The 25,644-nt window shown below is 73.3% G+C and carries 22 protein-coding genes and 1 pseudogene; 10 read left to right on the forward strand and 13 right to left on the reverse strand.

Annotation, left to right across the window (positions count from 1 at the left end; all coding sequences use genetic code 11):
• Window positions 1-23: 23 nt before the first annotated feature.
• The 3 genes from ACIF8T_RS03180 to panB form a co-directional block, all read right to left on the reverse strand.
• Window positions 24-839: an ABC transporter permease gene (locus ACIF8T_RS03180; protein ID WP_400030547.1), complete on the reverse strand. Its 816-nt coding sequence runs from the start codon at window positions 837-839 to the stop codon at window positions 24-26.
• A complete protein-coding gene (locus tag ACIF8T_RS03185) occupies window positions 836-1,855 on the reverse strand; it encodes an ATP-binding cassette domain-containing protein (protein ID WP_400030549.1) in 1,020 nt (339 codons plus the stop codon). Before ACIF8T_RS03185 ends, ACIF8T_RS03180 begins: the two co-directional genes overlap by 4 nt.
• 161 nt (window positions 1,856-2,016) lie before the next feature.
• Entirely contained in the window at window positions 2,017-2,892 is an 876-nt protein-coding gene (panB, locus tag ACIF8T_RS03190; protein WP_400030551.1) for a 3-methyl-2-oxobutanoate hydroxymethyltransferase, read from the reverse strand.
• 185 nt (window positions 2,893-3,077) lie between these two features.
• Between panB and ACIF8T_RS03195 the strand changes: the two genes are divergently transcribed.
• The 5 genes from ACIF8T_RS03195 to ACIF8T_RS03215 all read left to right on the forward strand — a co-directional run bounded on the left by ACIF8T_RS03195 (window position 3,078) and on the right by ACIF8T_RS03215 (window position 8,645).
• Window positions 3,078-4,673: an MFS transporter gene (locus ACIF8T_RS03195; protein WP_400030553.1), complete on the forward strand. Its 1,596-nt coding sequence runs from the start codon at window positions 3,078-3,080 to the stop codon at window positions 4,671-4,673.
• Between the two features lie 45 nt (window positions 4,674-4,718).
• Window positions 4,719-5,399 (forward strand): TetR/AcrR family transcriptional regulator, encoded by a 681-nt coding sequence (locus ACIF8T_RS03200; RefSeq protein ID WP_400030555.1) that lies wholly within the window; start codon window positions 4,719-4,721, stop codon window positions 5,397-5,399.
• Window positions 5,400-5,577: 178 nt separating this feature from the next.
• Window positions 5,578-6,630: an endonuclease/exonuclease/phosphatase family protein gene (locus ACIF8T_RS03205; RefSeq protein WP_400030557.1), complete on the forward strand. Its 1,053-nt coding sequence runs from the start codon at window positions 5,578-5,580 to the stop codon at window positions 6,628-6,630.
• Window positions 6,631-6,771: 141 nt separating this feature from the next.
• On the forward strand, window positions 6,772-7,989 hold the full coding sequence (locus tag ACIF8T_RS03210; RefSeq protein ID WP_400030559.1) for an MFS transporter: 1,218 nt from the start codon (window positions 6,772-6,774) through the stop codon (window positions 7,987-7,989).
• A 191-nt stretch (window positions 7,990-8,180) separates the two neighbouring features.
• Entirely contained in the window at window positions 8,181-8,645 is a 465-nt protein-coding gene (locus ACIF8T_RS03215; protein WP_400030561.1) for a hypothetical protein, read from the forward strand.
• Between the two features lie 240 nt (window positions 8,646-8,885).
• Here ACIF8T_RS03215 and ACIF8T_RS03220 read toward each other — a convergent pair whose 3' ends face one another.
• Genes ACIF8T_RS03220 through ACIF8T_RS03230 form a run of 3 tightly spaced genes read right to left on the reverse strand, consistent with a single transcriptional unit; the run spans window position 8,886 to window position 11,965 of the window.
• Window positions 8,886-10,640, reverse strand: a complete 1,755-nt coding sequence (locus ACIF8T_RS03220) for an NAD+ synthase (RefSeq protein ID WP_400030563.1) — start codon at window positions 10,638-10,640, stop codon at window positions 8,886-8,888.
• A 39-nt stretch (window positions 10,641-10,679) separates the two neighbouring features.
• Complete coding sequence (locus ACIF8T_RS03225) at window positions 10,680-11,300, reverse strand: DUF305 domain-containing protein (protein WP_400030565.1); 621 nt, start codon at window positions 11,298-11,300, stop codon at window positions 10,680-10,682.
• Window positions 11,297-11,965 (reverse strand): DUF3105 domain-containing protein, encoded by a 669-nt coding sequence (locus ACIF8T_RS03230; RefSeq protein WP_400030567.1) that lies wholly within the window; start codon window positions 11,963-11,965, stop codon window positions 11,297-11,299. Before ACIF8T_RS03230 ends, ACIF8T_RS03225 begins: the two co-directional genes overlap by 4 nt.
• 368 nt (window positions 11,966-12,333) lie before the next feature.
• On the opposite strand from ACIF8T_RS03230, the gene glnA reads away from it, so the two are divergent.
• Complete coding sequence (gene glnA / locus ACIF8T_RS03235; RefSeq protein ID WP_400030569.1) at window positions 12,334-13,695, forward strand: type I glutamate--ammonia ligase; 1,362 nt, start codon at window positions 12,334-12,336, stop codon at window positions 13,693-13,695.
• A 425-nt stretch (window positions 13,696-14,120) separates the two neighbouring features.
• Here the strand turns inward: glnA and ACIF8T_RS03240 are convergent, their stop codons facing one another.
• The 5 genes from ACIF8T_RS03240 to ACIF8T_RS03260 all read right to left on the reverse strand — a co-directional run bounded on the left by ACIF8T_RS03240 (window position 14,121) and on the right by ACIF8T_RS03260 (window position 17,224).
• Window positions 14,121-14,789, reverse strand: a complete 669-nt coding sequence (locus tag ACIF8T_RS03240) for a DUF3618 domain-containing protein (protein WP_400030570.1) — start codon at window positions 14,787-14,789, stop codon at window positions 14,121-14,123.
• Window positions 14,765-15,193, reverse strand: a complete 429-nt coding sequence (locus ACIF8T_RS03245; protein ID WP_400030572.1) for a phage holin family protein — start codon at window positions 15,191-15,193, stop codon at window positions 14,765-14,767. The genes ACIF8T_RS03240 and ACIF8T_RS03245 overlap by 25 nt, the downstream gene beginning before the upstream one ends.
• Before the next feature lies 1 nt (window position 15,194).
• On the reverse strand, window positions 15,195-15,905 hold the full coding sequence (locus tag ACIF8T_RS03250; protein WP_400030574.1) for a hypothetical protein: 711 nt from the start codon (window positions 15,903-15,905) through the stop codon (window positions 15,195-15,197).
• A 229-nt stretch (window positions 15,906-16,134) separates the two neighbouring features.
• Window positions 16,135-16,581, reverse strand: a complete 447-nt coding sequence (locus ACIF8T_RS03255) for a VOC family protein (RefSeq protein WP_400030576.1) — start codon at window positions 16,579-16,581, stop codon at window positions 16,135-16,137.
• Between the two features lie 34 nt (window positions 16,582-16,615).
• Window positions 16,616-17,224 carry a pyridoxamine 5'-phosphate oxidase family protein gene (locus ACIF8T_RS03260; protein ID WP_400030578.1) on the reverse strand — a complete coding sequence of 203 codons (609 nt, stop codon included), beginning with the start codon at window positions 17,222-17,224 and terminating at the stop codon, window positions 16,616-16,618.
• Between the two features lie 136 nt (window positions 17,225-17,360).
• Here ACIF8T_RS03260 and ACIF8T_RS03265 point away from each other — a divergent pair, with 136 nt between their 5' ends.
• Window positions 17,361-20,360 (forward strand): bifunctional [glutamine synthetase] adenylyltransferase/[glutamine synthetase]-adenylyl-L-tyrosine phosphorylase, encoded by a 3,000-nt coding sequence (locus tag ACIF8T_RS03265; protein WP_400030580.1) that lies wholly within the window; start codon window positions 17,361-17,363, stop codon window positions 20,358-20,360.
• A 30-nt stretch (window positions 20,361-20,390) separates the two neighbouring features.
• A pseudogene (locus tag ACIF8T_RS03270) lies at window positions 20,391-20,588 on the forward strand (LysR family transcriptional regulator); the annotation flags it as partial.
• Between the two features lie 91 nt (window positions 20,589-20,679).
• Here the strand turns inward: ACIF8T_RS03270 and ACIF8T_RS03275 are convergent.
• Both ACIF8T_RS03275 and ACIF8T_RS03280 read right to left on the reverse strand, forming a co-directional pair.
• Window positions 20,680-21,639: a phosphatase PAP2 family protein gene (locus ACIF8T_RS03275; protein WP_400030582.1), complete on the reverse strand. Its 960-nt coding sequence runs from the start codon at window positions 21,637-21,639 to the stop codon at window positions 20,680-20,682.
• Window positions 21,640-21,791: 152 nt separating this feature from the next.
• On the reverse strand, window positions 21,792-22,826 hold the full coding sequence (locus tag ACIF8T_RS03280; RefSeq protein ID WP_400030584.1) for a LacI family DNA-binding transcriptional regulator: 1,035 nt from the start codon (window positions 22,824-22,826) through the stop codon (window positions 21,792-21,794).
• A 421-nt stretch (window positions 22,827-23,247) separates the two neighbouring features.
• On the opposite strand from ACIF8T_RS03280, the gene ACIF8T_RS03285 reads away from it, so the two are divergent.
• Complete coding sequence (locus ACIF8T_RS03285; protein ID WP_400030586.1) at window positions 23,248-24,519, forward strand: extracellular solute-binding protein; 1,272 nt, start codon at window positions 23,248-23,250, stop codon at window positions 24,517-24,519.
• 120 nt (window positions 24,520-24,639) lie between these two features.
• A complete protein-coding gene (locus ACIF8T_RS03290; RefSeq protein WP_400030588.1) occupies window positions 24,640-25,644 on the forward strand; it encodes a carbohydrate ABC transporter permease in 1,005 nt (334 codons plus the stop codon).

The raw sequence follows: 25,644 nt of genomic DNA on the forward strand, positions 1-25,644 counted from the left end.
GTCGACGGTCCGGGCGCGGCCGGTCAGCTCCTGGTGCGGAACTTGTGGACGGCGACGGGCGCCATCACCGCGGTGATCGCCACCGACCAGGCCACGGTCATCCACAGGTCGTGGGCGACCGGCCCGCCCACCATCAGCCCGCGCGCGGCGTCCGCGAGCGAGGACAGCGGGTTGTAGTCGGTGAAGGCCTGGAGCCAGCCCGGCATGGACTGCGGCGGCGCGAAGATCGACGAGCCGAACTGCAGCGGCATCAGCACCAGGAAGCCCATCGCCTGCACGGACTGCGCGTTCTTCATCACCACGCCGAGGGTGAGGAAGATCCACATCAGGGCGGTGCCGAACAGCGCGGACAGCCCCACGGCGGCCAGCAGCCCCGGCCAGTCGGTGATGTCGAAGCCGACCAGGACGCCGACGACCATGAGGATCACGGTCGCGATCAGCATCCGGACCAGCTCCACCGCGACCTTGGCGAACAGCACCGAGCCCCGGCCGATCGGCAGGGACCGGAAGCGGTCCATCACGCCGGTGTTGAAGTCCTGGTTGAAGCCGGTCCCCACCCCCTGGGCCATGTTCATGCCCATCATGGCCATCAGGCCGGGCACGATGTACTGCACGTACGCGTCCTGCCCGCCGCCCAGCGCCTGCCCGATCGAGCCGCCGAAGACGTACACGAAGAGCAGCGTGAAGACGATCGGGAACAGCACGGCGTCGAACATCGACTCCGGGTCCTGCCGGATCCACAGCAGGTTGCGCCGGACCAGCGCCCCGGTGTGCCGGAGGTGGGACCGCAGCGGGATCCGGGGGTCGGCGGGCGTGGCGGCGGCGGTGGCGGCGCTCATACGGCGACCTCCTCACGGGAGTCGGCGGGCCGGGCGTCCTGCGGAGCACCGGCGCGGTGGCCGGTGAGGGACAGGAACACCTCGTCCAGGCTGGGCAGTTCGGTGGTGAGGGAGGCGAGGGTGACGCCGCGCGCGGTGACCGCGCCGACCACGGCCGTCAGCTGCTCGTCGCTGAGGATCGGCACCAGCACGGCACCGCGCTCGGCGTCCACGGTGGTGGTGGCCAGGCCGGTGAGGCCCAGCCCGTCCAGGGCGGCGGCGAGCGGCCGGACCTGCCCGGGGTCGGCCGGGCGGATCCGCAGCGTGCGCCCGCCGACCTTCGCCTTCAGCTCGTCGACGCGGCCGCCCGCGATGACCCGGCCCCGGTCCACCACGGTCAGCTCGGAGGCGAGCTGCTCGGCCTCCTCCATGTACTGCGTGGTCAGCAGCACGGTCACCCCGTCCCCGACCATGCGCTTGACCTCGTCCCACACCTCGTTGCGGGTGCGGGGGTCCAGTCCCGTGGTGGGTTCGTCCAGGTACAGCACGACCGGCCGGCCGATCATCGAGGCGGCCAGGTCGAGCCGGCGCCGCATCCCGCCGGAGTAGGTGCCCGCCGGCCGCCGGGCGGCCTCGGTGAGGGAGAACCGCTCCAGCATCGCGTCGGCCCGCGCGCGTGCCTCCTTGCGGGACAGGTCGAGCAGCCGCCCGATCATGTAGAGGTTCTCCCAGCCCGGGAGCTTCTCGTCGACGGAGGCGTACTGGCCGGTGAGCCCGATCACCCGCCGCAGCTGCCGCGGCTGCCGTACGACGTCGTACCCGGCCACGACGGCCTCGCCGGCGTCGGGGGCGAGGAGGGTGGAGAGGATCCGTACGAGGGTGGTCTTCCCGGCCCCGTTCGGTCCGAGCACCCCCATCACGGTGCCCTCCCGTACGTCCAGGTCGACCCCGTCCAGGGCCTTGGTCGTGCCGTAGTGCTTGACCAGCCCCCGTACCGTGACGGCGGAGCCGCCGGGGTTCTTGTCGATTCGCGTCATGCCGACGACGGTGCCAGCGCCGGCCGACAGACCGCCGACAAGCCGCCGACAGCACCGCGGGCCCGCCGGCGGTCCCGGCGGCGGCCGCGCGGAAAAGGGCGAGCCCCGCCGACGGGGGAGGATCGGCGGGGCTGCCTGTGGTGCCGCAGTGGCTCAGGGGCTCAGTGGACGGAGTGCTCCTCCTGCGGGAACGTTCCGCCGACGACGTCCTCGGCGAACGCCCGCGCCGCGCCGCCCATGACCGCGCGCAGGTCGGCGTACTGCTTCACGAACTTCGGCACCCGGCCCCCGGTCAGCCCCAGCATGTCCGTCCACACCAGGACCTGCGCGTCCGTCTCGGCCCCCGCGCCGATCCCGACGGTCGGGATGTGCAGGGTCCGCGTCACCTCGGCCGCCAGCTCCGCCGGGACGAGCTCCAGCACCACGGCGAACGCGCCGGCGTCCTGCACGGCCTTGGCGTCGCGCAGCAGCTGCTGGGCGGCCTCCTCGCCGCGGCCCTGCACCCGGTAGCCCATGGCGTTCACGGACTGCGGGGTCAGGCCGATGTGCGCCATCACCGGGATGCCGGACTCGACCAGCAGCCGGATCTGCTCGTGCGACCGCTCGCCGCCCTCCAGCTTCACGGCCTGCACGCCCGCCTCCTTCACCAGGCGGGTCGCCGAGCGCAGCGCCTGCACCGGTCCCTCCTGGTACGAACCGAAGGGCAGGTCGCCGACGATCAGGGCGCGCCGGGTGCCGCGGACGACCGCGGCGGACAGCACGGTCATCTCGTCGAGGGTGACGGGCACGGTGGTGTCGTACCCGAGGTGGCAGTTGCCCGCGGAGTCGCCGACCAGCAGGACCGGGATGCCGGCCTCGTCGAAGACGGAGGCGGTCATGGCGTCGTACGCGGTGAGCATGGGCCACTTCTCGCCGCGTTCCTTGGCGAGGGCGATGTCCCGGACGGTGATGCGGCGGGTGCTCTTCCCCCCGTACAGCGCCTTGCCGCCGTCGGAGGGCTTGTGCTGCGCGGTCTGGGCAGCCGAGAGCTGCGTCATGGCAACGGCTCCTAACACGTCATCTCGAGGCGCCCTGACGGCGTCCCCGGACCACGTCCATGGTGGCACCTCGTGCCGACGGCGGCTAGGGGACCCCCGTCACGCCCGGACCGGCGCGTAAGAGTCGGGTAAAAGTATTCCGATACGGAACGGGGCCGTATCGTAAATCGCCTACGCTCGGCGGCATGACTACTCCCGCTGACCGACCCGGCGACGGCCCCCGGATACCGGAGGCCGTGCACCGGCGCCGCTGGGCGATCCTCGGCGTGCTGATGCTGAGCCTGCTGATCGTGGTGCTCGACAACTCGATCCTGAACGTCGCCGTCAAGACGATCTCGACCCCCGCCCCGACCGGCCTCGGCGCCACCCAGAGCCAGCTGGAGTGGGCGATCAACGCCTACACCCTGGTCTTCGCGGGCCTGCTGTTCAGCGCCGGTCTGCTCGGCGACCGGCTGGGCCGCAAGAAGGTGCTGCTCGGCGGTCTCGCCGTGTTCGGCGCCGGCTCCGCGCTCGCCGCCTTCTCCGGTTCGCCCGGCGAGCTGATCGCCTTCCGCGCGGTCATGGGCTCCGGCGCCGCGTTCGTCATGCCGGCCACCCTGGCCGTGCTGATGCACGTCTTCGAGCGCGAGGAGCAGCCCAAGGCCATCGGCATCTGGGCCGGCGGCGTCGGCCTGGCCATCGCCGTCGGCCCCATCACCGGCGGGGTGCTGCTGGACCACTTCTGGTGGGGCTCGGTCTTCCTCGTCAACGTGCCGATCGTGCTGGTGGCGCTCGCGCTGATGCTGTGGCTGGTGCCCGACTCCCGCGACCCGAACCCCGGGCGCATCGACCCGGTCGGCGTCGTGCTGTCCGTCGTCGGCCTGGTGCTGCTCGTCTACGGCATCATCGAGGGCGGCGAACGCGCCGACTTCACCGACCCGGTCGTGCTGTCGACGGCCGGCGCCGGCCTCGCCGTCCTGGTCGCCTTCGTCGTGCACGAGAAGCGCAGCGACCACCCGTCCATCGACGTCACGTACTTCCGCGACAAGGTCTTCTCCGCCGCGATCGTCGCCATGACGCTGACCTTCTTCGCGCTGATGGGCGTGACCTTCTTCTCGGTCTTCTACACCCAGAGCGTGCGCGGCTACACCCCGCTGCAGACCGGTCTGCTGATGCTGCCGCTGGCCGCCGCCCAGATGGTCTTCGCGCCGCGGGCCCGGCTGGTCGTCGGCCGCTTCGGCCACAAGGCCACCACCACGGCGGGCATGCTGGTCGTCGCCGCGACGCTGGCCGCCTTCGCCGTCCTGGACGCGGACACGCCCATCTGGGCCCTGGAGGTCCTCTTCTTCCTCATGGGCACCGGCATGGCGCACATCATGACCCCGGTCAGTGTCGTCATCATGCAGGCCCTGCCCCGCGAGAAGGCCGGCTCGGCCTCCGCGCTCAGCAACACCTTCCGGCAGGTCGGCGGCGCCCTCGGCATCGCCGTGCTCGGCTCGGTGCTGTCCGCCGCCTACCGCTCGGGCATCGAGGACAGCCTCGGCGCGCTGCCGCCCGGCCTGCGCCACACCGCGGGCGAGTCCGTCGAGGCCACGCTGGGCGTCGCGGCCGGGCTCGGCCCGCGGGGCAGGGACCTGGTCGAGCCCGCGTACGACGCGTTCCTGCACGCCATGCACGTCACCGCGCTGTGGGGCGCGGCGATCGCCGCGGCCGGTGCGATCGTGGTGGCCCTGTTCCTCCCGGGGAGGCGGCCGGCGGACGAGACGGACCCGCAGGAGGCACAGTTGGTGTCGGCGGAGTAGTCCGCCGTCCGAGCAGCACCCCGACCGACGGAAGGACGCAGTGACGTGAGCCTCGCCGGCAGCCACCCCCGGCAGGACGGTCCCGCGCGGGGACGCCCCCGCAGCGAGGCCGTCGAACGCGCCATCATCGAGGGCGTCATGAAGCTCCTGGAGGAGGGCGTGCCGCTCGCGGAGCTCTCCATCGAGCGCATCGCGCGCACCGCCGGGGTCGGCAAGGCCGCCATCTACCGCCGCTGGAGCGGCAAGGAGGAACTCTTCGTCGACGTCATGCGCGCCGCCGACCCGCCCGACCCCGAACTGCCGGGCACCTCGGCCCGCGACGACCTCGTGGTCCTGCTGGAGGCGCTGCGCCGCCGCGGCCTGGCCAACCGTTCCTCGGCGATCCTGCACAACGTGCACGTCCAGATGAAGAGCAGCCCGGCCATCTGGCAGGCGTACCGCAGGAGCGTCGTCGCCCCGCGCCGCAGGACGGGCCTGGAGGTCCTGCGCCGCGGCCAGCGCGACGGCGAACTGCGCGCGGACGTCGACGTCGAACTGCTCTACGACCTCTTCCTCGGGCCCCTGCTGGTACGGGCCGTGCTGGACCCGGACGCCGACCTGCCCGACGACCTCGCCGCGCGGGTCGTCGACACCCTCCTCGACGGGCTGCGCCCGGGCGGCGCGCGGGGCGGCGGCTCACCGGCCGTCAGTTCACCGCCCGTCAGTTCGCCGCCGCCCGCGCCCTAGTGTGCGCGTTTCGTCACAGTGGGCGCTTTCCGTGCCCGCGTCCGGAACTCCGGCGAGCGGGTCGTACGTCCTCGCCCCCGTACGGCCGTCGAGTGACGGCAGGAACGGAGCCGATCATCCCCTAGGGTCTAACAGGCACAGGGACGACGGTGCGCACGGCAGGTTGTGAGGCGACGGTATGGCGCAGCAGGCGTACATGACGGAGACGGCAGGCGGCGGCTCGGGGCCCGAGCGCCCAGGCACCCGGCTTCGGCGCCTGTTCTCCCGCCTGGCGGCCGGCCGGCGCGGCGATCCGCGGATCTGGCGGCGCGGCCTGTTCGTGGCCGCGTGCGCGGTGCTGCTGGCCGGGGTGATGCTGGTCCACTCCCACATCCCCAACGCGGTCGGCAACCTCGGCAGCCTCCTGGAGACGTTCCTGCCCTGGCTGGGCGTGTTCGTCCCGGTGCTGCTGCTCCTCGCCCTGGTCCGCCGCTCGGCGAGCGCGCTGATCGCGGTGCTGGTGCCGGCGGTCGTGTGGCTGAACCTCTTCGGCGGGCTGCTCACCGACAAGGCCGGCGGCGACGGCGACCTGACCGTGGCCACGCACAACGTCAACGCGGACAACGCCGACCCGGCCGGCACCGCCCGGGACGTGGCCGCGTCCGGCGCGGACGTGCTCGCCCTGGAGGAGCTCCGGGCGGAGGTGGTCCCCACCTACGAGAAGGCGCTGGCGCCGACGTACCGGTACCACTCGGTGCAGGGCACGGTCGGGCTGTGGAGCAAGTACCCGCTGAGCGAGGTGCGGGCCGTCGACATCAAGCTGGGCTGGACGCGGGCGATGCGCGCCACCGTCACCACGCCGCTGGGACAGGTCGCGGTGTACGTCGCCCACCTGCCGTCGGTCCGCGTGAAGCTGGAGGCCGGGTTCACCGCCCGCCAGCGCGACAAGAGCGCGGACGCCCTCGGGGAGGCCATCGCCGGCGAGCCCCTGCCGCACAGCGTGCTGCTCGGCGACCTGAACGGCACCATGAACGACCGCGCGCTGAACGCCGTCACCTCCCAGATGCGCTCCACGCAGGGCGCCGCCGGCAGCGGCTTCGGGTTCAGCTGGCCGGCCTCGTTCCCGATGGCGCGGATCGACCAGATCCTGGTCAAGGGGCTGGAGCCGGTGAGCTCCTGGACGCTGCCGCAGACGGGCAGCGACCACCTGCCGGTCGCGGCCCGTGTGAGGGTCGCCACAACGGCCTCCTGAAACACCAGGTCAGCCGCCCGGCCGGCACGTCCCGGCAACCGGGACGTCACCGGGCGGAACACCAGGCCTGAGAGACTTTGTTCCGTACTTGAACATACGACGTACGGAACGTCGCCCCCCGGCAGTCTCGAAAGGTTCCTCATGCCCCTGGCCCTGCTCGCCCTCGCCGTGGGCGCCTTCGGCATCGGCACGACCGAGTTCGTCATGATGGGGCTGCTCCCCGACGTCGCGGACGACCTGCGCATCTCGATCCCGGCCGCCGGCCACCTGGTGTCGGCCTACGCGCTCGGCGTCGTCGTCGGCGCCCCGCTGCTGGCGGCGGTCACCGCCCGGCTCTCCCGCCGCACGGTCCTCATCGCCCTGATGGCGCTGTTCGTGGTGGGCAACGCCCTGTCGGCCCTCGCCCCCGACGACCGGTGGCTGCTGGCCGCCCGCTTCCTGAGCGGCCTGCCGCACGGCGCGTTCTTCGGCGTGGGCGCGGTGGTCGCCACCGGCCTGGTGACCCCCGAACGCAGGGCGCGCTCCGTCTCGCTGATGTTCCTGGGCCTGACGGTCGCCAACATCGTCGGCGTGCCGGCGGCCACCCTCATGGGCCAGCACCTCGGCTGGCGGGCGACCTTCCTCGGCGTCAGCGCCATCGGCCTCGCGGCGATCGCCTCGCTCGCCCTGCTGATCCCCCGCGACCCCGCCCGGGCCGCCGCCACCGGCCTGCGCGGCGAACTGGCCGCGCTGCGGTCGCTGCCGGTGTGGCTGGCGCTCGGCACGACGGTCGCGGGCTTCGGCGCGCTCTTCGCCGCCTACAGCTACATCACGCCGATGCTCACCGACTCCGCCGGGTACGCCGACACCAGCGTGACGCTGCTGCTGGCCCTGTTCGGCGTCGGCGCGACGGTCGGCAACCTGCTCGGCGGCCGCCTGGCCGACCACTCCCTGCGCGGCACGCTCTTCGGCGGCCTGACCGCCCTGGCGGCGGTGCTGGCGCTGTTCCCGCTGCTGATGCGCGACCCGGTCGGCGCGGCCCTGGCGGTGACGCTGCTCGGCACGGCCGCCTTCGTCACCGGCTCGCCGCTCCAGCTGATGGTCATGGAGAAGGCCGCGTCGGCCCCCTCCCTGGCCTCCTCCGCCAACCAGGCGGCCTTCAACCTCGCCAACGCCGGCGGCGCCTGGATCGGCGGCCTCGCCCTGGCGGCGGGCCTCGGGACGACGTCCCCGGCCTCGGCGGGCGCGGTCCTGGCGGTCCTGGGACTCGGGGTGGCCGCCGTGGCGTACGCGGTGGACCGCCGCCGGGGTCCGCTGACCGGCCGCGAGCGGGTGGTGGCCGGGCACGTGCCGCGGGACGCGGAGACGGTGCGGGGCTGACCGGGCGGGCGCCGGCGGCCGGACCAGGGGTCCTGTGACAGCGCTGTGGCCGGAGGAGTGGCTTCCGTCACAGCCCCGTCGCCCCGGCTCTGGTGGGGTGGCCGGATGCGAACCTCCCAGCCGCCCGCCGCGCGCTTCCTCCCGGCCGGGCTCGCGCCCGTTCACCGCCCGCGCGCCGGGGCGCCTCAGGCATGATCATCGGTCTCGGTCTGTCCGCCCTCTGCGCCCTCGGCGCGGCCGTCGCCCTGGCCGGCGTCGTCGCGATGGCGCTCCCCGGACGGCCCCTGCCCTGGCCGGAACACCTGATGCGCCGGGCCGCGTGGCTGGCCTTCTGCGCCGCCGCGTCGGTCTACCTCCTGGGCTTCTTCGGCGTCCTGGCGTCCGAAGCGGCGTTCGGCGACGGCGCGGGCTCCGTGCCCGCACCGGCCTGCCAGGAGGGCTTCGCCCCCGAGACCGTCCGCGGCCTGTCCCACCACCGCTCCTCGTACCTGCCGCTGCGCTTCGACTGCGTACGCGAGGACGGCTCGTCCTACCCCAGCGACCCGGACTATTCCTGGATGAACCAGGCGGCCTTCCTGCTCGCCCTGTCCGGTGCGCTGCTCGCCCTCGCGGCGGCGTACACGCAGGAGTGGCGGGTGCGCGGGGCCGGGCGGTGACCGGCGGCGGGCCACCGGCGTCTCCGCCGCGTTCCCGCCGGGGCCTCCTGCCGCCGGGAGGACGGCACCCCCACGGCCTCGCCGCCGGCGCCCGGCTCGCCTGCCGGGCGGGCTCCGGGCGCACCCGGCGCTCCTCGCCGCGGGCCCGCACCGCGCCGCGTGCGGCCCGCGGGCGCTGCCGCGGTGAGGCCCGGCGGGCGGGACGGGACCGGGCCGGCGGCGCGGCGCCGGCCCGGTGTCCTAGACGGACTCCCGCCAGCCGTTCGTGATCGGCAGCCGCCGGTCCTTGCCGAAGCCCTTCGCCGAGATCTTGGTGCCCGGCGGGTACTGGCGCCGCTTGTACTCGGCCGTGTCGACCATCCGCAGGGTCCGGGCGACCAGCTCCGCGTCGAACCCGGCGGCCACGATCTCGTCCGCGCCCCGGTCCCGGTCGACGTACAGGTCGAGGATCGCGTCCAGCACCGGGTAGTCCGGCAGCGAGTCCGCGTCGACCTGGCCCGGGCGCAGCTCCGCGCTCGGGGGCTTGGTGATCGAGTTCTCCGGGACGGGCGGGGTCTGCCCGCGCTCCCGCGCCGCCCGGTTGCGCCACTCCGCCAGGCGGAACACGGACGTCTTGTACACGTCCTTGATCGGGCCGTACGCGCCCACCGCGTCGCCGTACAGGGTCGAGTAGCCGACGGCGAGCTCCGACTTGTTGCCGGGCGCCAGCACGATGTGCCCCTCCTGGTTGGACAGCGCCATCAGCAGCGTGCCGCGCAGCCGCGCCTGGAGGTTCTCCTCCGCCAGGCCGGTCAGCCGCACCGACCCCATGTACGCGTCGAACATCGGCTCGATGGGCACCGTGCGGTAGTTCAGGCCCGTGCGGCGGGCCAGCTCCGCCGCGTCGTCCTTCGAGTGCTCCGAGGAGTACTTCGACGGCATCGACACGCCGTACACGTTGCCCGCCCCCAGCGCGTCGCACGCGATCGCCGCGACCAGGGCGGAGTCGATGCCGCCGGACAGGCCGATCAGCACCGACGAGAAGCCGTTCTTGCGGACGTAGGCCCGCAGGCCCGTCACGAGCGCCGAGTAGACCTCCTCGTCGTCGTCCAGCCGGTCCGCGTAGCCGCCGGTGTGCTCCGGCGCGTAGGCCGGCAGCGGCTCCTCGGACAGGACGACCCGGTCGATGCGCAGACCGTCGTCCACCACGCCGTCCGGCGCGTCCGCCGCCGCGGCCGGCAGGTCGAGGTCCAGGACCACGCAGCACTCCTCGAACTGCGGCGCCCGCGCGACCACCTCCCCGTCCCGGTCGACCACGATGGAGTCGCCGTCGAAGACCAGCTCGTCCTGGCCGCCGGTCATCGCCAGGTACGCCGTGGTGCAGCCCGCCTCCTGGGCGCGCTTGCGGACCAGCTCCAGCCGGGTGTCGTCCTTGTCGCGCTCGTACGGCGAGGCGTTGACGGAGACGAGCAGGCCGGCCCTGGCCGAGCGCGCGGCGGGCACCCGGCCGCCGTCCTGCCACAGGTCCTCGCAGATGGCCAGGGCGATGTCGACGCCGTGCAGCCGCACCACCGGCATGGTGTCGCCGGGCACGAAGTAGCGGAACTCGTCGAAGACGCCGTAGTTCGGCAGGTGGTGCTTGGCGAAGGCCAGCACCACCTCGCCGCGGTGCAGCACCGCCGCCGCGTTCTGCGGGGCGCCCGCCGGCTGGCCGTACTTCGGCTGGGCGGTCGCGCAGCGGTCCAGGTAGCCGACGACCACCGGCAGCTCGCCGAGGCCCTCGGCGGCGAGACGGGCCGCCAGGCCCCGCAGGGCCGCGCGGGAGGCCGCCACGAAGGACGGCCGCAGGGCCAGGTCCTCGACCGGGTACCCGGTCAGCGCCATCTCCGGGAACACCGCGAGGTGCGCCCCCTGCCCGGCGCAGTGCCGGGCCCGGCGCACGATGGTCTCGGCGTTCCCGGCGAGGTCGCCGACGCTGCTGTCGATCTGGTTCAGGGCGAGGCGTAGTTGAGGCACGCGCCCAGTGTAATCGTCAGAGCGACGCGAAGACAGGTGCTACCGGCGCGGCCCGGCGCCCCGCGCCTCCAGCATGTCCGCCATCAGGTCGAGCTCCGACCGCTGGGCCTCCACCATGCCCCGCGCGAGCCGCTTCTCCACGCCGACCGTGCAGCGGGCGACACAGCCCTCGGCCATGTGCACGCCGCCGCGGTGATGGTCCGTCATCAGCTGGAGGTAGAGGACCTCCGCCCGCTTCCCGCTGAGCGTGCCGAGCTTCTCCAGCTCCGTGTTGGTCGCCATGCCCGGCATCAGCGCGCCGTCCTTGCCGGCGGCCGTGTCGCCCATCCCCATCCAGGTCATCGGCGCCTCGGCGGACACCTTGGGCAGCTCCCACAGGTCGAGCCAGCCGAGCAGCATGCCCCGCTGGTTGGCCTGGGTCTGCGCGATGTCGTACGCGAGCCGCCGCACCTCCTCGTCCTCGGTGCGGTCCCGGACGATGTACGACATCTCCACGGCCTGCTGGTGGTGCACCGCCATGTCGCGGGCGAACCCGGCGTCCGCGGAGCCGGCGGCGGGGGTGCGGTCCGCGCCCTCGTCGCCGGCGACCGCGTAGGTGATCGCGCCGGCCGCGACGAGCACCGCCGCCGCGGCGCCCGCCACCAGGGGAGCGTGCCTCACTTCGACAGGCCGTTCGTGCAGGCGGCGCCCGGCTCCGGCGTCTGCTTGCCCTGGACGTAGGTCTCCAGGAACGCGTCCACGTCCGGGTCGCTCGCGCCGGTCACCGTCCGCTGGTGGCCCCACGCCGTCAGCATGATCGGGTCCTTCTGGTCGCCGACCGGGCTCATCAGCGTGTACGGCGTCTTCCTCACCTTCGCCGCGAGCGCCTCGACCTCGGCCTTCGGCGCCTTGTCGTTGTACGTCACCCACACCGCGCCGTGCTCCAGGGAGTGCACCGCGTTGGTGTTGGCGATCTCCTCGGTGTAGACGTCGCCGTTGCAGTTCATCCACACCGGGTTGTGGTCGCCGCCGACCGGGGGCTGCACCGCGTACTTCACGGCCTTGGTGACGTGGTTGCGGGCCAGCGTGCCCTTCCACGTCCGCACGCCGTCCGCGCCGGTGACGAACTTCCCCGTGGTCTTGTCCTCGCTCGCCGCGCTGCCGCCGCCGTCGCCGGACTGCGACCGCACGAGGAAGACGCCGCCGACGACGAGCCCGGCGACGACCACCGCGCTGGTCGCGATGGCGAGGACGCGGTTGCGGCGCTCGCGGGACTGCTCGGCGCGCCGCATCTCCTCTATCCGGGCCTTGCGCGACACGTTGCTGCTCTTCTTGGCGGAACCCATGGGGTGTGTCCTTCTGCGGAAAGGGACGGACGAGTCCGCTGATGGTAATGGGGGAGAGGGGATCGCTCGCAGGGCGGTCACAGGAATGGCCGGGAGTTTCCGGGTCGAACACGTGACCAGTACCCTGCGCCCGTGACCGCTACCCTGCCAGGGAGGGCTCCGGCCGGTACGGATGCCGGGCCGGGCAGGCAAGATGGGCGGCAGAGCGGTACACCTGCCGTAGGCGAGGCGTTCAGACCGGGGTCGGCCGGCCGATCAAGGTCCGCAACGCGCGCGAAATGGTGTTGTGGTGGGATGCTCAGGTGCCCGACCGCCTCCCGCGGTACCGGAGACAGGCGGCCTGACCAGCAAGGATGGGGAAGCGGAAGATGGACAAGCAGCAGGAGTTCGTGCTCCGGACGTTGGAGGAGCGCGACATCCGGTTCGTACGCCTGTGGTTCACGGACGTGCTGGGCTTCCTCAAGTCCGTGGCCGTGGCCCCGGCGGAGCTCGAACAGGCCTTCGATGAAGGCATCGGGTTCGACGGCTCGGCCATCGAGGGCTTCGCCCGCGTCTACGAGTCCGACATGATCGCCAAGCCGGACCCGTCGACCTTCCAGATCCTGCCCTGGCGCGCGGAGGCCCCGGGCACGGCCCGCATGTTCTGCGACATCCTCATGCCGGACGGCTCCCCGTCCTTCGCGGACCCACGGTACGTCCTCAAGCGCGCCCTCGCCCGCACCTCCGACCTGGGCTTCACCTTCTACACCCACCCGGAGATCGAGTTCTTCCTCCTGAAGGACAGGCCGCTGGACGGCTCGCGCCCGACCCCGGCCGACAACTCCGGCTACTTCGACCACACCCCGCAGAACATCGGCATGGACTTCCGCCGCCAGGCGATCACCATGCTGGAGTCGATGGGCATCTCGGTGGAGTTCTCCCACCACGAGGGCGCGCCCGGCCAGCAGGAGATCGACCTGCGCTACGCCGACGCGCTCTCCACGGCCGACAACATCATGACCTTCCGCCTGGTCATGAAGCAGGTCGCGCTGGAGCAGGGCGTCCAGGCGACCTTCATGCCCAAGCCGTTCTCCGAGCACCCCGGCTCCGGCATGCACACGCACCTGTCGCTGTTCGAGGGCGACCGCAACGCGTTCTACGAGTCCGGCGCCGAGTACCAGCTCTCCAAGGTCGGCCGCTCCTTCATCGCGGGCCTGCTGCGGCACGCCGCGGAGATCTCCGCGGTCACCAACCAGTGGGTCAACTCCTACAAGCGCATCTGGGGCGGCACCGAGCGCACCGCGGGCGCCGGCGGCGAGGCGCCCTCCTACATCTGCTGGGGCCACAACAACCGCTCGGCCCTGGTCCGCGTCCCCATGTACAAGCCCGGCAAGACCGGCTCCGCCCGCGTCGAGGTCCGCTCCCTGGACTCCGGCGCCAACCCCTACCTCGCCTACGCCCTCCTGCTGGCCGCCGGCCTCAAGGGCATCGAGGAGGGCTACGAGCTCCCGCCGGGCGCCGAGGACGACGTCTGGGCCCTGTCCGACGCCGAGCGCCGCGCGCTGGGCATCGAGCCGCTGCCGCAGAACCTCGGCGAGGCGCTGACCCTGATGGAGCGCAGCGACCTGGTCGCCGAGACCCTCGGCGAGCACGTCTTCGACTTCTTCCTGCGCAACAAGCGCCAGGAGTGGGAGGAGTACCGCTCCGAGGTCACCGCGTTCGAGCTGCGCAAGAACCTGCCGGTGCTGTGAGGGCGGGCCGGCCGGTGTGAGGCCGTGTCCGCCCCGTGGGGGCCGACCGTGCGTGACGGCCGGCCCCCACGGCGTCCCGGCGGCTCCGGCCTCTCCGGGCCGTCCGGCGGCGGACCGCCGCCCCGGCCCGGCTGACCACGGCCGCGCGGGCCGTCGGTCCGCCGCTCCGCGCGTACCGGACGCGCGGCGGATCCCGCAGGGACACCCCGGCCGGGCCCGGCGAAGCGCGGGCACCGGCCGGCGGCTGCCGCCGTCCGGGGGAGGGCCGGCCGCGGCGGAGGCCGGCCCCGCCCCGGCGGGCGGCCGCGTCCGGCCGCGCTCCCGCGGGCGTGCGCGGTGGTCCCGCCGCCGTGGCCGGTGCCCGGACCGGCCGGACGGGTTCGCGGGGCGGCGGCCGCCGCCCGCCGCCCCATGGCGCGGACGGGTCAGCCGGACCCGCGCTGACGCGCCTCGTCCGCGAGCCGGCCGCCGGAGTCGCGGGCCTGCTCGGTCACCTGGCCGGCCTGGCCGCGGGCCTCCTCCTGGGTGGTGCGGGCGGCCTGCGCCGCGCTGTCCTTGACCTCCGCGGCCGCGGACTGCGCGACCTCCCGGGCGCCTTCCTTCAGGTGCTGCGCGGACTCGACGGCGGCCTGCTTCACCGGCTCCAGCGCCTCGCTCTGCATCAGGTCCGAGGCCTTCTCCTGCTCGGCCCGCGAGGCCGGCAGCAGCGAGGAGGCCAGCATCCCGACGCCGAAGGCGACCAGACCGGCGGCGAGCGGGTTGCCCTGCGTCTGGCGGCGGGCCATCTCCGGCGCCTGCTGGACGGCCTGGCCCGCCTGGCCGACCGCTTCGCGGGCCGACTCGGCCGCCCGGCCGGTGCCCTCCTGCAGCGAGCCGGCCGCCGACTGCGCGGTGCCGGCCACGTTGTGCGCGGTGTGCGAGGCCGTGCCCATGACCCGCTCGCGCAGGCCCGACACCGCGCCGCGCATCCGGTCCGCCCGGCGGCGCGCCACGCGCCGGGGGCTGGTCCGGTCGGCGAGCCGGTCCACGTCCGCGGACAGCCGGCCTCGGGTGGCCTCGATCTCGGCCCTCACTGCGTCGGGTGACGTGCCCATTCGGCGTTCTCCTTCATGGTCTCTACGGTTCGCTCGGGCTTCGGGTTGACGGTCCGCATCCGCGCGCGGCCCTTCTGGTACAGCACGGCCGCGACGACGGCCCACACCGCCGTGACGATCAGGGCGGCCCAGCCCCCGTCCATGACGTTGGACAGGCCGAGCACGGCGGCCAGCGACAGGAAGAGCATGACCATGTAGCCGGCGAACCCGGCCCCGCCGTACATCCCGGCGGCCTTGCCCGCCCTGGTCGCCTCCTCCCTGACCTCGGCCTTGGCCAGCTCGACCTCCTGGCGGAACAGGGCCTGCACGTCCGAGGTCACGTCGGACAGCAGCTGCCCCACCGACCTGTCCCCGCCCTGCGGCTCGGCCGGACCGGCGGGGGTGGGGGGATAGGACGACGCCATCTCACACCTCCGGGTACGGGCGGCCCGGAGTGCCGTCCGACGGCGTCCCGACGGCCGGCGGGACCTGGGGCGCGGGCGGGACCTGCGTCACGCCGGGCGGCGCCTGCGGCGGGGACGCCGGTACGGCACCCGTCGGCGTGCCCGGCAGGGCCTGCGAGCCCGGTGCGTACAGTTCGCCCGGCTGCGGCGCGCCTCCGGCCTGCCCCTGCCCGGACCCGCCGGAGCGGGACGCGCTGCCCGCCACCTTCGCCAGGCGCCCCACGGCCAGCCCGGCCAGCAGCGCGCCGCCCAGGAAGGCGCCGGGACGGCGCCGGGCGAAGTCCTGCAGGTCGGTGAGGAGGCCGTCGACGCCCTGCTTCTCCAGGTAGTCGGCCGCCCGGTTGCCCCGGTCGGCGGCCTGGGAGACCAGGCTGCGCGCGGGCGAGTCGTCCCGGGCGTTCTCGGCGAGCCCGGACAGGTCCTGCGCCCACTGGCGCAGCGTGCCGGCCGCGCGCCGGGTCTGCCCCTCGGCCTCGTCCATGGCACGGCTGCGCAGGTCGCCGACGACCGTGCCGACCTGCTGCCGCGCCTCGCCCGCCACGGCCCGGGCCTGCTCCGCCGCAGTGCCCGCGACCTGGCTCGCGGCCTGCTTGGCCTGGTCGGCGGTCGCGGAGGTCTCCGCCTTGACCTTCTCTCCGGTACCTCCGGTTCCGGTCTGTACGGACTCACTCATGGGCGACTTCCCCTCATCGGATTTCCTGCGTGCGGTCCCGTGCGCCGTACGGCCCGGCGCGGGCCGCGGGCCCTGCGCCGGTCGTCGCACGCGACCGTCCGTTTCGCCCCGAGTGGCCAGTTGTTCGGCTTTGACACGTTGCAGCGGTGGGGAGTTCGCGAAGACGCTGCGGAGGAAGACGTGCGGGAGGGGAGCCCGTCCCCTGTCCGGCCGGGGACGGGCGCCGTGCCTATTCCCGTCCGGCCGCCTGCTCCGCCAGCACCCGGTGCAGCGGTTCCGCGGCGCGGCGCCGGTACTCCTGGACCGACCAGCCGTTGCCGTCCGGGTCCCGGAAGTACAGGAACGTCGCGCCGTCCTGCGGGGCGTGGCGGACCGGCTCGGAGACGTCGAGGCCGCGCTCGACGAGTTCCGCGCGGGCCGCCCCGATGTCGGCGACGCACAGCTGGAGCCCCTGGTACGAGCCGGGCGCCGGGCGGGTGCCCGGGGACATCTCCCAGATGCCGTCGCCGAGGGCGATCGAACAGCCGGAGCCCGGCGGCGTCAGCTGGACGATCCGCAGGCCGGGCACGACCTCCTGGTCGATGTCGACGTGGAAGCCGACCTTGTCCCGGTAGAAGTCCCGGGCCCGGTCGATGTCGCTCACCGGCAGCGGGATCACTTCGAGCGTGTACTCCATGGTCTGCTCCTCCGTCGGCGGCGGACGGTCCGCCTCAGCCGAACCGCCAGCGCGTCTGGCTGAACGGCTCCCCCTTACCGAAGCCGAAAACCGTGCGCGGCGCCACGGCGAAGACGAGGGCGCGGCCGGGGCCGTGGTGGAAGAAGCCGTCCCGCACCTCGAAGTGCCAGAAGCCGCCGTACTTCTCCTCCCAGGCGGCGGCCAGCTCCCGCAGCCGGCCGTCGTCGGCCACGCGCTCCGCCTCGCCCTCGACCACCAGGTCGTAGCCCGCGTTCCAGGTGTTGGTGCCGGTGGTCAGCACGACGTGCGGGTCGACCGCGAGGTTCCTCGCCTTGCGCTCCGCGGGGCCGGTGCAGAAGTGCAGGGCGCCGCCGGACCAGACCGCCGGGAGCGGGGTCACGTGCGGTCGTCCGTCCGGGCGCACCGTGGAGATCCAGAACAGCTCGGCCCGGGCGAGGAGTTCCTCGGCCCGCGACCACGGCGTGGCGGTGGCGGACGGATCGCTGTAGCGCGGATCGATCCGCGTCTCGGGGACCCGGCCGGCTCCGGCGCCGGCCGCGGGACCGGCAGCGGGACCGGGGACCGGGTCGGTCGTGGGACCGGGGACCGGGTCGGTCGTGGGATCGGACATCGGGTCGGTCATGGGTGTCTCGCCCTCCTCCTGAGCGGATGGTGCCTCGCCGGGACGGACTCCGCAGCCGGGCGGAACTCACCGGCGCTTCCCCCGGGCAGTGCGGTTAGGCTCGGGCCGTACGACCTTGATCCGAGGGAGGCCGGGGATGACGGCGGGGCCGGGACGCAGGAGCAGTACCTTCACGCGTCTGCTGCGGCACGGTTTCACCGATGCCTCCGCCGCCGAGCGCCTGCTGGACAGCCCGGAGCTGGCGCCCATCCGCAACGACCCGGTGCTGCTGGAGGCGCTCGGCGCCACCGCCGACCCCGACCTCGCGCTGCAGGGCCTGGTCCGGCTCCTGGAGGCGCAGCCCGGCCCCACGCCCCGCCGCGAACTGCTCGACACGGTGATCGCCGCCAAGCCGCTGCGCGACCGGCTGCTCGGCGTGCTCGGCGCCTCCGCCGCGCTCGCCGACCACCTCGCCCGGCACCCCGGCGACTGGCGCGCGCTGGTCACGTACGAGCCGCGCGACCTGCACCCCGGGGTGGAGGAGTTCGAGCGGTGCCTGGCGGACGCCGCCGACCCGGTGTCCCTGCGCGTCGCCTACCGCCGCTGCCTGCTGTCCATCGCCGCCCGCGACGTGTGCGGCACCACCGACGTCGCCCAGACCGCCGCCGAGCTCGCCGACCTCGCCACCGCCACCCTGCGCGCCGCCCTGTCCCTGGCGCAGGCCGCCGCCCCCGACGACGCCGCGCTGTGCCGGCTGGCGGTCATCGCGATGGGCAAGTGCGGCGGGCACGAGCTGAACTACGTCTCCGACGTCGACGTCATCTTCGTCGGCGAGGCCGTCGAGGGCGCCGACGAGGGCAAGGCGCTGCGCGCCGCGACCCGGATCGCCTCGCACCTGATGCGGATCTGCTCGGAGACCACGGTGGAGGGGTCGATCTGGCCCGTCGACGCCAACCTGCGCCCCGAGGGCCGCAACGGCCCGCTCGTGCGCACCCTCTCCAGCCACCTCGCCTACTACCAGCGCTGGGCCAAGACCTGGGAGTTCCAGGCCCTGCTGAAGGCCCGCCCGGTCGCGGGCGACCTGTGGCTCGGCGAGGAGTACGTCGCCGCCGTCCAGCCCCTGGTCTGGAAGGCCGCCGAACGCGAGAACTTCGTCGCCGACGTGCAGAAGATGCGCCGCCGGGTGGTGGAGAACATCCCCGTCGCCGAGGTCGACCGCCAGCTCAAGCTGGGGCCGGGCGGCCTGCGGGACGTCGAGTTCGCCGTGCAGCTGCTCCAGCTCGTGCACGGGCGGGCCGACGGCTCGCTGCGCAGCGGCACCACGCTCGACGCCCTGAAGGCCCTGGCCGCCGGCGGGTACGTCGGCCGCGCCGACGCGGCCCAGCTGGACGAGGCGTACCGCTTCCTGCGCTCCCTGGAGCACCGCATCCAGCTGTACCGGCTGCGGCGCACCCACCTCGTGCCCGAGGAGGAGGCCGAGCTGCGCCGCATCGGGCGCTCGCTGGGACTGCGCGCCGACCCGGTGGCCGACCTCAACCGCGAGTGGCGGCGCCACGCCACCGTCGTGCGCCGGCTGCACGAGAAGCTGTTCTACCGGCCGCTGCTCGACGCGGTCGCCCAGCTCGCCCCGGGCGAGGCCCGGCTCAGCACCGAGGCGGCGCGCGAGCGGCTGGTCGCGCTCGGGTACGCCGACCCGGCCTCGGCGCTGCGCCACCTGGAGGCGCTGGCCTCCGGGGTGAGCCGCAAGGCCGCCATCCAGCGGACGCTGCTGCCGGTGCTGCTGGGCTGGTTCGCCGACTCCGCCGACCCGGACGCGGGCCTGCTCAACTTCCGCAAGGTGTCCGACGCGCTCGGCAAGACGCCCTGGTACCTGCGGCTGCTGCGGGACGAGGGCGCCGCGGCGCAGAACCTCGCCCGGGTGCTGTCGGCCGGGCGGCTCGCCCCCGACCTGCTGATGCGCGCCCCGGAGGCCGTCGCGCTGCTCGGCGGCGGCGACGGCGGCGGCCTGGAACCCCGCTCCCGCGCCCACCTGGAGCAGGAGATACTCGCCGCGGTCCGGCGTGCCGACGGGGCGGCCCAGGCGGTGACGGCCGCCCGGGGCGTCCGCCGCCGTGAGCTGTTCCGCACGGCCGCCGCCGACATCGTCGACTCCTACGGCACCGAGGACCGGCCCGCCGAGGCCGACCAGGGCGCGCTGGTGGACCGGGTCGGCGGCGCGGTCTCCGACCTGACGGCGGCGACCCTCGCGGGCACGCTGCGCGCGGTCGTCCGGGACGGCTGGGGCGACACCCTGCCGACCCGGTTCGCGATCATCGGCATGGGCCGGTTCGGCGGCCACGAGCTGGGCTACGGCTCCGACGCGGACGTGCTGTTCGTGCACGAGCCGCGGGACGGCGCGGACGAGCGGGAGGCCTCCGAGGCCGCCCACCGGGTCGTCTCCGAGATGCGCCGCCTGCTCCAGCTCCCCAGCGCCGACCCGCCGCTGCTCATCGACGCCGACCTGCGCCCCGAGGGCAAGTCCGGCCCGCTCGTGCGCACCCTGAAGTCGTACGAGGCCTACTACCGGCGCTGGTCACTGGTGTGGGAGTCGCACGCGCTGCTGCGGGCCGAACCGGTCGCCGGCGACGAGGACCTGGCCCGCCGGTTCATCGAGCTGGTCGACCCGCTGCGCTACCCGGCGGACGGGCTCGGCGACGAGGCCGTGCGGGAGATCCGGCGGCTGAAGGCCCGGATGGAGTCCGAGCGGCTGCCGCGCGGCGCCGACCCGAAGCTGCACGCCAAGCTCGGCCCGGGCGGGCTGTCCGACGTGGAGTGGACCGTGCAGCTGCTCCAGCTGCGGCACGGCCACGCCGAGCCGGGCCTGCGCACCACCCGCACCCGCGAGGCGCTGGCGGCCGCCCGGACGGCCGGGCTGATGTCCGAGGAGGACGCCGCGATCCTCGACGAGGCCTGGGTGCTGGCCACCCGGGTGCGCAACGCGGTGATGCTGGTGCGCGGCCGGGCCGCGGACACCTTCCCCACCGACGCCCGCGAACTGGCGGCGGTGGGGCGGTACCTGGGGTACGGGCCCGGCCACGCCGGGGACATGCTGGACGCCTACCGGCGCACGGCCCGCCGGGCCCGCGGCGTGGTGGAGGAGCTCTTCTACGGCGCGTAGGCCGCCGGCTCCCGGTCCGGTGCGCCGGGGGTGCGCGCGGCGGCGGCCGACTTCCGGCCGAGGTCCGCGGCGGAGGGCGAGGACCACGGCACGGCCCAGGGGTCCGTCGCGGCCGGGCCCGGGGTGAGCCTCGTCCCGCGGCTCGGCCTCGGCGGCCGGCACCCGGACCTGGTCGTCCGGCCGGTACGGGCACCGGAGCCGCTGCGCTGCGTCCACGCGGCCGTCCGCGCCTCGGCCCCGCCCCGGCCGGCCCTGCGGGCGTTCCTCGCGGCCCTGCGCGAGGCGGCCGGGACGCGGGCCCCCGGCGGCGGGGCGGCCCTCACGGCTGTGCCGGGCGGCCCGGGTGCGCCGGGGAGGACCGGTCGTGCGCGGGCGGGACCCGGCCCGGCCGCGCGGCCCTCGCGGTGCCGTCGTGCGGCTCGGGCACGTGCGGAACCGGGCTCCCGCCCGGCCTGCGCTCCGGCACCCGCCTCGGCAGGGTGTGCGGCAGGCTGCCGTACCACGTCCACGCCACCGCGAAGCCGAACGCGAGGCAGGCCAGGCCGCCCACCGCGTCCAGCCAGAAGTGGTTGGCGGTGGCGACGATGACCACCAGGGTGACCGCCGGGTAGAGCAGGCCCAGCACCCGCGCCCACGGCACCGTGGCCAGCGCGAAGATCGTCAGCCCGCACCACAGCGACCAGCCGATGTGCATCGACGGCATCGCCGCGTACTGGTTGGACATGTTCTTCAGGTCGCCGGACGCCATCGACCCCCAGGTGCCGTGCACCAGGACCGTGTCGACGAAGCGACCGCCGTTCATCAGCCGCGGCGGGGCGAGCGGGTACAGGTAGTAACCGACCAGCGCGACACCCGTCGTCGAGAACAGCACCAGGCGGGTCGCCGCGTAGCGCCCGGGATGACTGCGGTACAGCCACACCAGGACACCCAGCGTGACCACGAAGTGCAGGGTCGCGTAGTAGTAGTTCATGCCGACGATCAGCCAAGTCACCGAGTTCACGGCGTGGTTGACGGTCTGCTCCACGGCGATGCCGAGCTGCTGCTCGGTCCGCCAGATCCAGTCGGCGTTGCGCAGCGCCTCGACGCGCTGTTCGGGGACGGCGTTGCGAATGAGGGAGTACGTCCAATAACTCACCGCGATGAGCAGGATCTCGAACCAGAGGCGGGGCCGGCGCGGGGCGCGCATCCGGCGCAGACGGCCCTGCCCCGTCTCCTCCGCGACGGGATGTGGAACGGCCGCTTCCCGGCCTTCCAGTGTCGTCACGGTCGTGTCACCCATAGGCACAGAGTCTGCCAGAAAAGACCTGATCCCCCGATCATCCTCTCGTCCGGTACGGGCCGCATGTTCTCCCGCGGGAGAAGGCCCCCGTCTCCTCCCACCGCACGGTCCCCGGCGGCGAGTTCTCCCCCTTGAGGACGATTGCGGGCGTTTCAGGGGCGGGACCGGTCCCCGGGGGCCGAGGCGGTCGACCCGCGCACCACCAGTTCCGGCATGAACACGAACTCGCTGTGCGGCGCGGGCGTCCCGCCGATCTCCTCCAGCAGCGTGCGCACCGCCGCCTGGCCCATCGCCGGGACCGGCTTGCGGATCGTCGTCAGGGGCGGGTCGGTGAATGCGATCAGCGGGGAGTCGTCGAAGCCGACCACCGAGATGTCCCTGGGCACCTCCAGACCGTGCTGCCGGGCCGTCCGTATCGCGCCCAGCGCCATCATGTCGCTGGCGCAGACGATCGCCGTGCAGCCGCGCTCGATCAGCGCCGTCGCCGCCGCCTGGCCGCCCTCCAGCGTGTAGAGCGAGTGCTGGACCAGCTCCGACTCGACGGTCTCCGCGCTCAGGCCCAGCTGGTCCTGCATGGTGCGGACGAAGCCCTCGATCTTGCGCTGGACCGGCACGAACCGCTTGGGACCGAGCGCCAGGCCGACCCGGGTGTGGCCCAGCGACACCAGGTGGGTCACCGCCAGGTTCATCGCGGCCCGGTCGTCGGGGGAGATGAACGGCGCCTGCACCTTCGGGGAGAAGCCGTCGACCAGCACGAACGGCACGCCCTGCGCGCGCAGCCGCTCGTAGCGCTGCATGTCGGCGGTGGTGTCGGCGTGCAGGCCGGAGACGTAGATGATGCCCGCGACCCCGCGGTCCACCAGCATCTCGGTCAGCTCGTCCTCCGTCGAGCCGCCCGGGGTCTGGGTCGCCAGCACCGGCGTGTAGCCCTGCCGCGTCAGCGCCTGGCCGATGACCTGCGCCAGGGCGGGGAAGATCGGGTTCTCCAGTTCGGGGGTGATCAGGCCCACCAGGCCCTCGCTGCGCTGCCGCAGCCGCACCGGGCGTTCGTAGCCGAGCACGTCGAGGGCGGCCAGCACGGACTGGCGGGTGGTGGCGGCGACGCCCGGCTTCCCGTTGAGGACGCGGCTGACGGTCGCTTCGCTCACCCCCGCCTGAGCAGCGATGTCGGCAAGCCTGGTGGTCACAGGAGGGGACTGTAGCGGCCGTACTTCTCCTTGCACACCGAACGGACGCCTGGGGCGCGCCGTCGCACGGCCCGCTGCGCGTTGCTGGGTCATCGCGATCCCTCATGTCGTGGTCGGCGTCCGGTCCGCAACGGATGATTCCCCCGGCGGAAACGGATGGCAAGTGCTTGCAGAGTCTTGCACAGGCGCTCCCGCCCGCGCGGATCAGCCGGAAACCCGGGTCGCGAAGCGGTGGCGGAGACGTCACGCCCGGATAACACTCGGCATCCCTTGCACTTTTTTTCTGCAAGGTCTTTCGCAACGCTTACATGACTGTTACGTTCACGTCGCCCGGCGGCGGCAACGGCGCAGTCGGCAAGTCGGCAGGAGCGGCAGACGGGGCCCCCTGCACCACACGGGCTTTCACCCTCAAGGAGAACTCATGCGGCGTGGCATAGCGGCCACCGCGCTGGTGGCGTCCCTCGCCCTCGCGGCGACGGCCTGCGGCGGAGACGGCGACAGCGGAGGCAAGGCCGACGGCCCGGTCACCATCACCTGGTGGGACACCTCCAACGCCACCAACGAGGCGCCGACCTACCAGGCCCTGGTCAAGGAGTTCGAGGCCGCCAACAAGGACATCAAGGTCAAGTACGTCAACGTCCCCTTCGACCAGGCGCAGAACAAGTTCGACACCGCCGCCGGTTCCAAGGGCGCCCCCGACGTGCTGCGCTCCGAGGTCGGCTGGACCCCCGCCTTCGCCAAGAAGGGCTTCTTCCTGCCGTTGGACGGCACCGAGGCCCTCGCCGAGCAGGACAAGTTCAAGTCCAACCTGATCAAGCAGGCCCAGTACGAGGGCAAGACCTACGGCGTGCCGTTCACCACGGACACCCTCGCCCTGGTCTACAACAAGGAGCTCTTCGAGAAGGCCGGCGTCGAGGCCCCCAAGACCTGGGACGAGCTGAAGAAGGCCGCCGCCACCATCAAGGAGAAGACCGGCGTCGACGGCTACTGGGGCTCGACCCAGTCCTACTACGCCCACTCCTTCCTCTACGGCGAGGGCGCCGACACCGTCGACGTCGACGCCAAGAAGATCACCGTCACCTCGCCCGAGGCCAAGAAGGCCTACGGCACCTGGCAGAGCCTGTTCAAGGGCAAGGGCCTGCACAAGGCCGACACCACCGCCGACGCCTACGCCCACATCCAGGAGGCGTTCGTCAGCGGCAAGGTCGCCTCGATCATCCAGGGCCCCTGGGAGATCACGAACTTCTACAAGGGCTCGGCGTTCAAGGACAAGGCCAACCTCGGCATCGCCACCGTCCCGGCCGGCTCCTCCGGCAAGGCGGGCGCCCCGACCGGCGGACACAACCTCTCCGTGTACGCGGGCTCGGACAAGGCCCACCAGGAGGCCTCGCTGAAGTTCGTGAACTTCATGACCTCGGCCAAGGCGCAGGAGACCATCGCGCTCAAGAACAACACGCTGCCGACGCGCGACGACGCCTACACCGACGAGGTCAAGGCCGACCCGGGCATCGCCGGCTACCAGGGCGTGCTCGCCGCCGCCCAGCCGCGTCCCGAGCTGCCCGAGTACAGCTCGCTGTGGACGCCGCTGGACGACGAGCTGCTCGCGATCGCCGGCGGCAAGAAGTCCCTCGACCAGGGGCTCAGCAGCGCCGAGACCGCGATCGCCAAGCTGCTCCCGGACTACAGCAAGTAAGCCCGAGTGGCCGCCGGATCCTCCGCAGCGCAGAGGGGGAAGGATCCGGCGGCCATCGGCCTGTGTGCCGTACCCCTTGATCTCCAGCTGATCTCCAGTTCGCGAAGAAGGTTGTCGAACATGACAGTCGCCATCGACCGAGCGACCGGCAAGCGGAGCGGTGACCGCGGTCCCCGGTCCGGGCTGGGCCGGCGCCTCAGGCACAGCTACCAGAAGCACTGGTACGCCTACGCGATGATCGCGCCCGTGGCCGTCGTGCTCGGCGTCCTCGTGCTGTACCCCCTGGCCTACGGCTTCTACCTGACGCTCACCGACGCCACCAGCCTGAACACGGCCCGGACGATCGGCGTCAACGAGATCGAGGCCACCTACCAGTACATCGGCTTCGACAACTACGCCGACATCCTGTGGGGCGAGACCGCCTACGAACGCTTCTGGTCCCACTTCATCTGGACGATCGTGTGGACGGCCCTGTGCGTCGCCCTGCACTACTCCATCGGCCTGGGCCTCGCCCTGCTGCTCAACCAGAAGCTGCGCGGACGCACCTTCTACCGGCTGATCCTCATCCTGCCGTGGGCCGTGCCGACCTTCACCACCGTCTTCGGCTGGCGGTTCATGCTCGCCGACACCGGCCTGATCAACTCCGCCCTGGACGTGCTGCACCTGCCGAACCCGGCGTGGCTGGAGGACACCTTCTGGCAGCGCTTCGCCGCGATCATGGTCAACACCTGGTGCGGCGTGCCGTTCATGATGCTCTCCCTCCTGGGCGGCCTGCAGTCCATCGACTCCTCCCTCTACGAGGCCGCCGAGATGGACGGCGCCAGCCGCTGGCAGCAGTTCCGCTACGTCACCCTGCCGGGCCTCAGGTCGGTCAGCTCCACCGTGGTGCTGCTCGGCGTGATCTGGACGTTCAACCAGTTCGCGATCATCTTCCTGCTGTTCGGCAACACCGCCCCGGACGCGCAGATCCTCGTCACCTGGGCCTACCAGCTCGGCTTCGGACAGCAGCCGCGCGACTTCGCGCAGTCGGCCGCCTACGGCATCCTGCTGCTGGGCATCCTGATCGTCTTCACCTCCTTCTACCGCCGCTGGCTGAACCGCGATGAGCAGCAGCTCGCGATCTGA

Source organism: Streptomyces sp. NPDC085946, assembly GCF_044540485.1.
Classification (GTDB): Bacteria; Actinomycetota; Actinomycetes; order Streptomycetales; family Streptomycetaceae; genus Streptomyces.

Bases quoted from the DNA above. Each gene is read 5' to 3' on its own strand.
- ACIF8T_RS03180 (WP_400030547.1), bottom strand. From the start codon at position 839: ATGAGCGCCGCCACCGCCGCCGCCACGCCCGCCGACCCCCGGATCCCG.
- ACIF8T_RS03185 (WP_400030549.1), bottom strand. From the start codon at position 1,855: ATGACGCGAATCGACAAGAACCCCGGCGGCTCCGCCGTCACGGTACGG.
- panB (WP_400030551.1), bottom strand. From the start codon at position 2,892: ATGACGCAGCTCTCGGCTGCCCAGACCGCGCAGCACAAGCCCTCCGAC.
- ACIF8T_RS03195 (WP_400030553.1), top strand. From the start codon at position 3,078: ATGACTACTCCCGCTGACCGACCCGGCGACGGCCCCCGGATACCGGAG.
- ACIF8T_RS03205 (WP_400030557.1), top strand. From the start codon at position 5,578: ATGGCGCAGCAGGCGTACATGACGGAGACGGCAGGCGGCGGCTCGGGG.
- ACIF8T_RS03210 (WP_400030559.1), top strand. From the start codon at position 6,772: ATGCCCCTGGCCCTGCTCGCCCTCGCCGTGGGCGCCTTCGGCATCGGC.
- ACIF8T_RS03215 (WP_400030561.1), top strand. From the start codon at position 8,181: ATGATCATCGGTCTCGGTCTGTCCGCCCTCTGCGCCCTCGGCGCGGCC.
- ACIF8T_RS03230 (WP_400030567.1), bottom strand. From the start codon at position 11,965: ATGGGTTCCGCCAAGAAGAGCAGCAACGTGTCGCGCAAGGCCCGGATA.
- glnA (WP_400030569.1), top strand. From the start codon at position 12,334: ATGGACAAGCAGCAGGAGTTCGTGCTCCGGACGTTGGAGGAGCGCGAC.
- ACIF8T_RS03240 (WP_400030570.1), bottom strand. From the start codon at position 14,789: ATGGGCACGTCACCCGACGCAGTGAGGGCCGAGATCGAGGCCACCCGA.
- ACIF8T_RS03245 (WP_400030572.1), bottom strand. From the start codon at position 15,193: ATGGCGTCGTCCTATCCCCCCACCCCCGCCGGTCCGGCCGAGCCGCAG.
- ACIF8T_RS03250 (WP_400030574.1), bottom strand. From the start codon at position 15,905: ATGAGTGAGTCCGTACAGACCGGAACCGGAGGTACCGGAGAGAAGGTC.
- ACIF8T_RS03255 (WP_400030576.1), bottom strand. From the start codon at position 16,581: ATGGAGTACACGCTCGAAGTGATCCCGCTGCCGGTGAGCGACATCGAC.
- ACIF8T_RS03260 (WP_400030578.1), bottom strand. From the start codon at position 17,224: ATGACCGACCCGATGTCCGATCCCACGACCGACCCGGTCCCCGGTCCC.
- ACIF8T_RS03265 (WP_400030580.1), top strand. From the start codon at position 17,361: ATGACGGCGGGGCCGGGACGCAGGAGCAGTACCTTCACGCGTCTGCTG.
- ACIF8T_RS03275 (WP_400030582.1), bottom strand. From the start codon at position 21,639: ATGGGTGACACGACCGTGACGACACTGGAAGGCCGGGAAGCGGCCGTT.
- ACIF8T_RS03285 (WP_400030586.1), top strand. From the start codon at position 23,248: ATGCGGCGTGGCATAGCGGCCACCGCGCTGGTGGCGTCCCTCGCCCTC.
- ACIF8T_RS03290 (WP_400030588.1), top strand. From the start codon at position 24,640: ATGACAGTCGCCATCGACCGAGCGACCGGCAAGCGGAGCGGTGACCGC.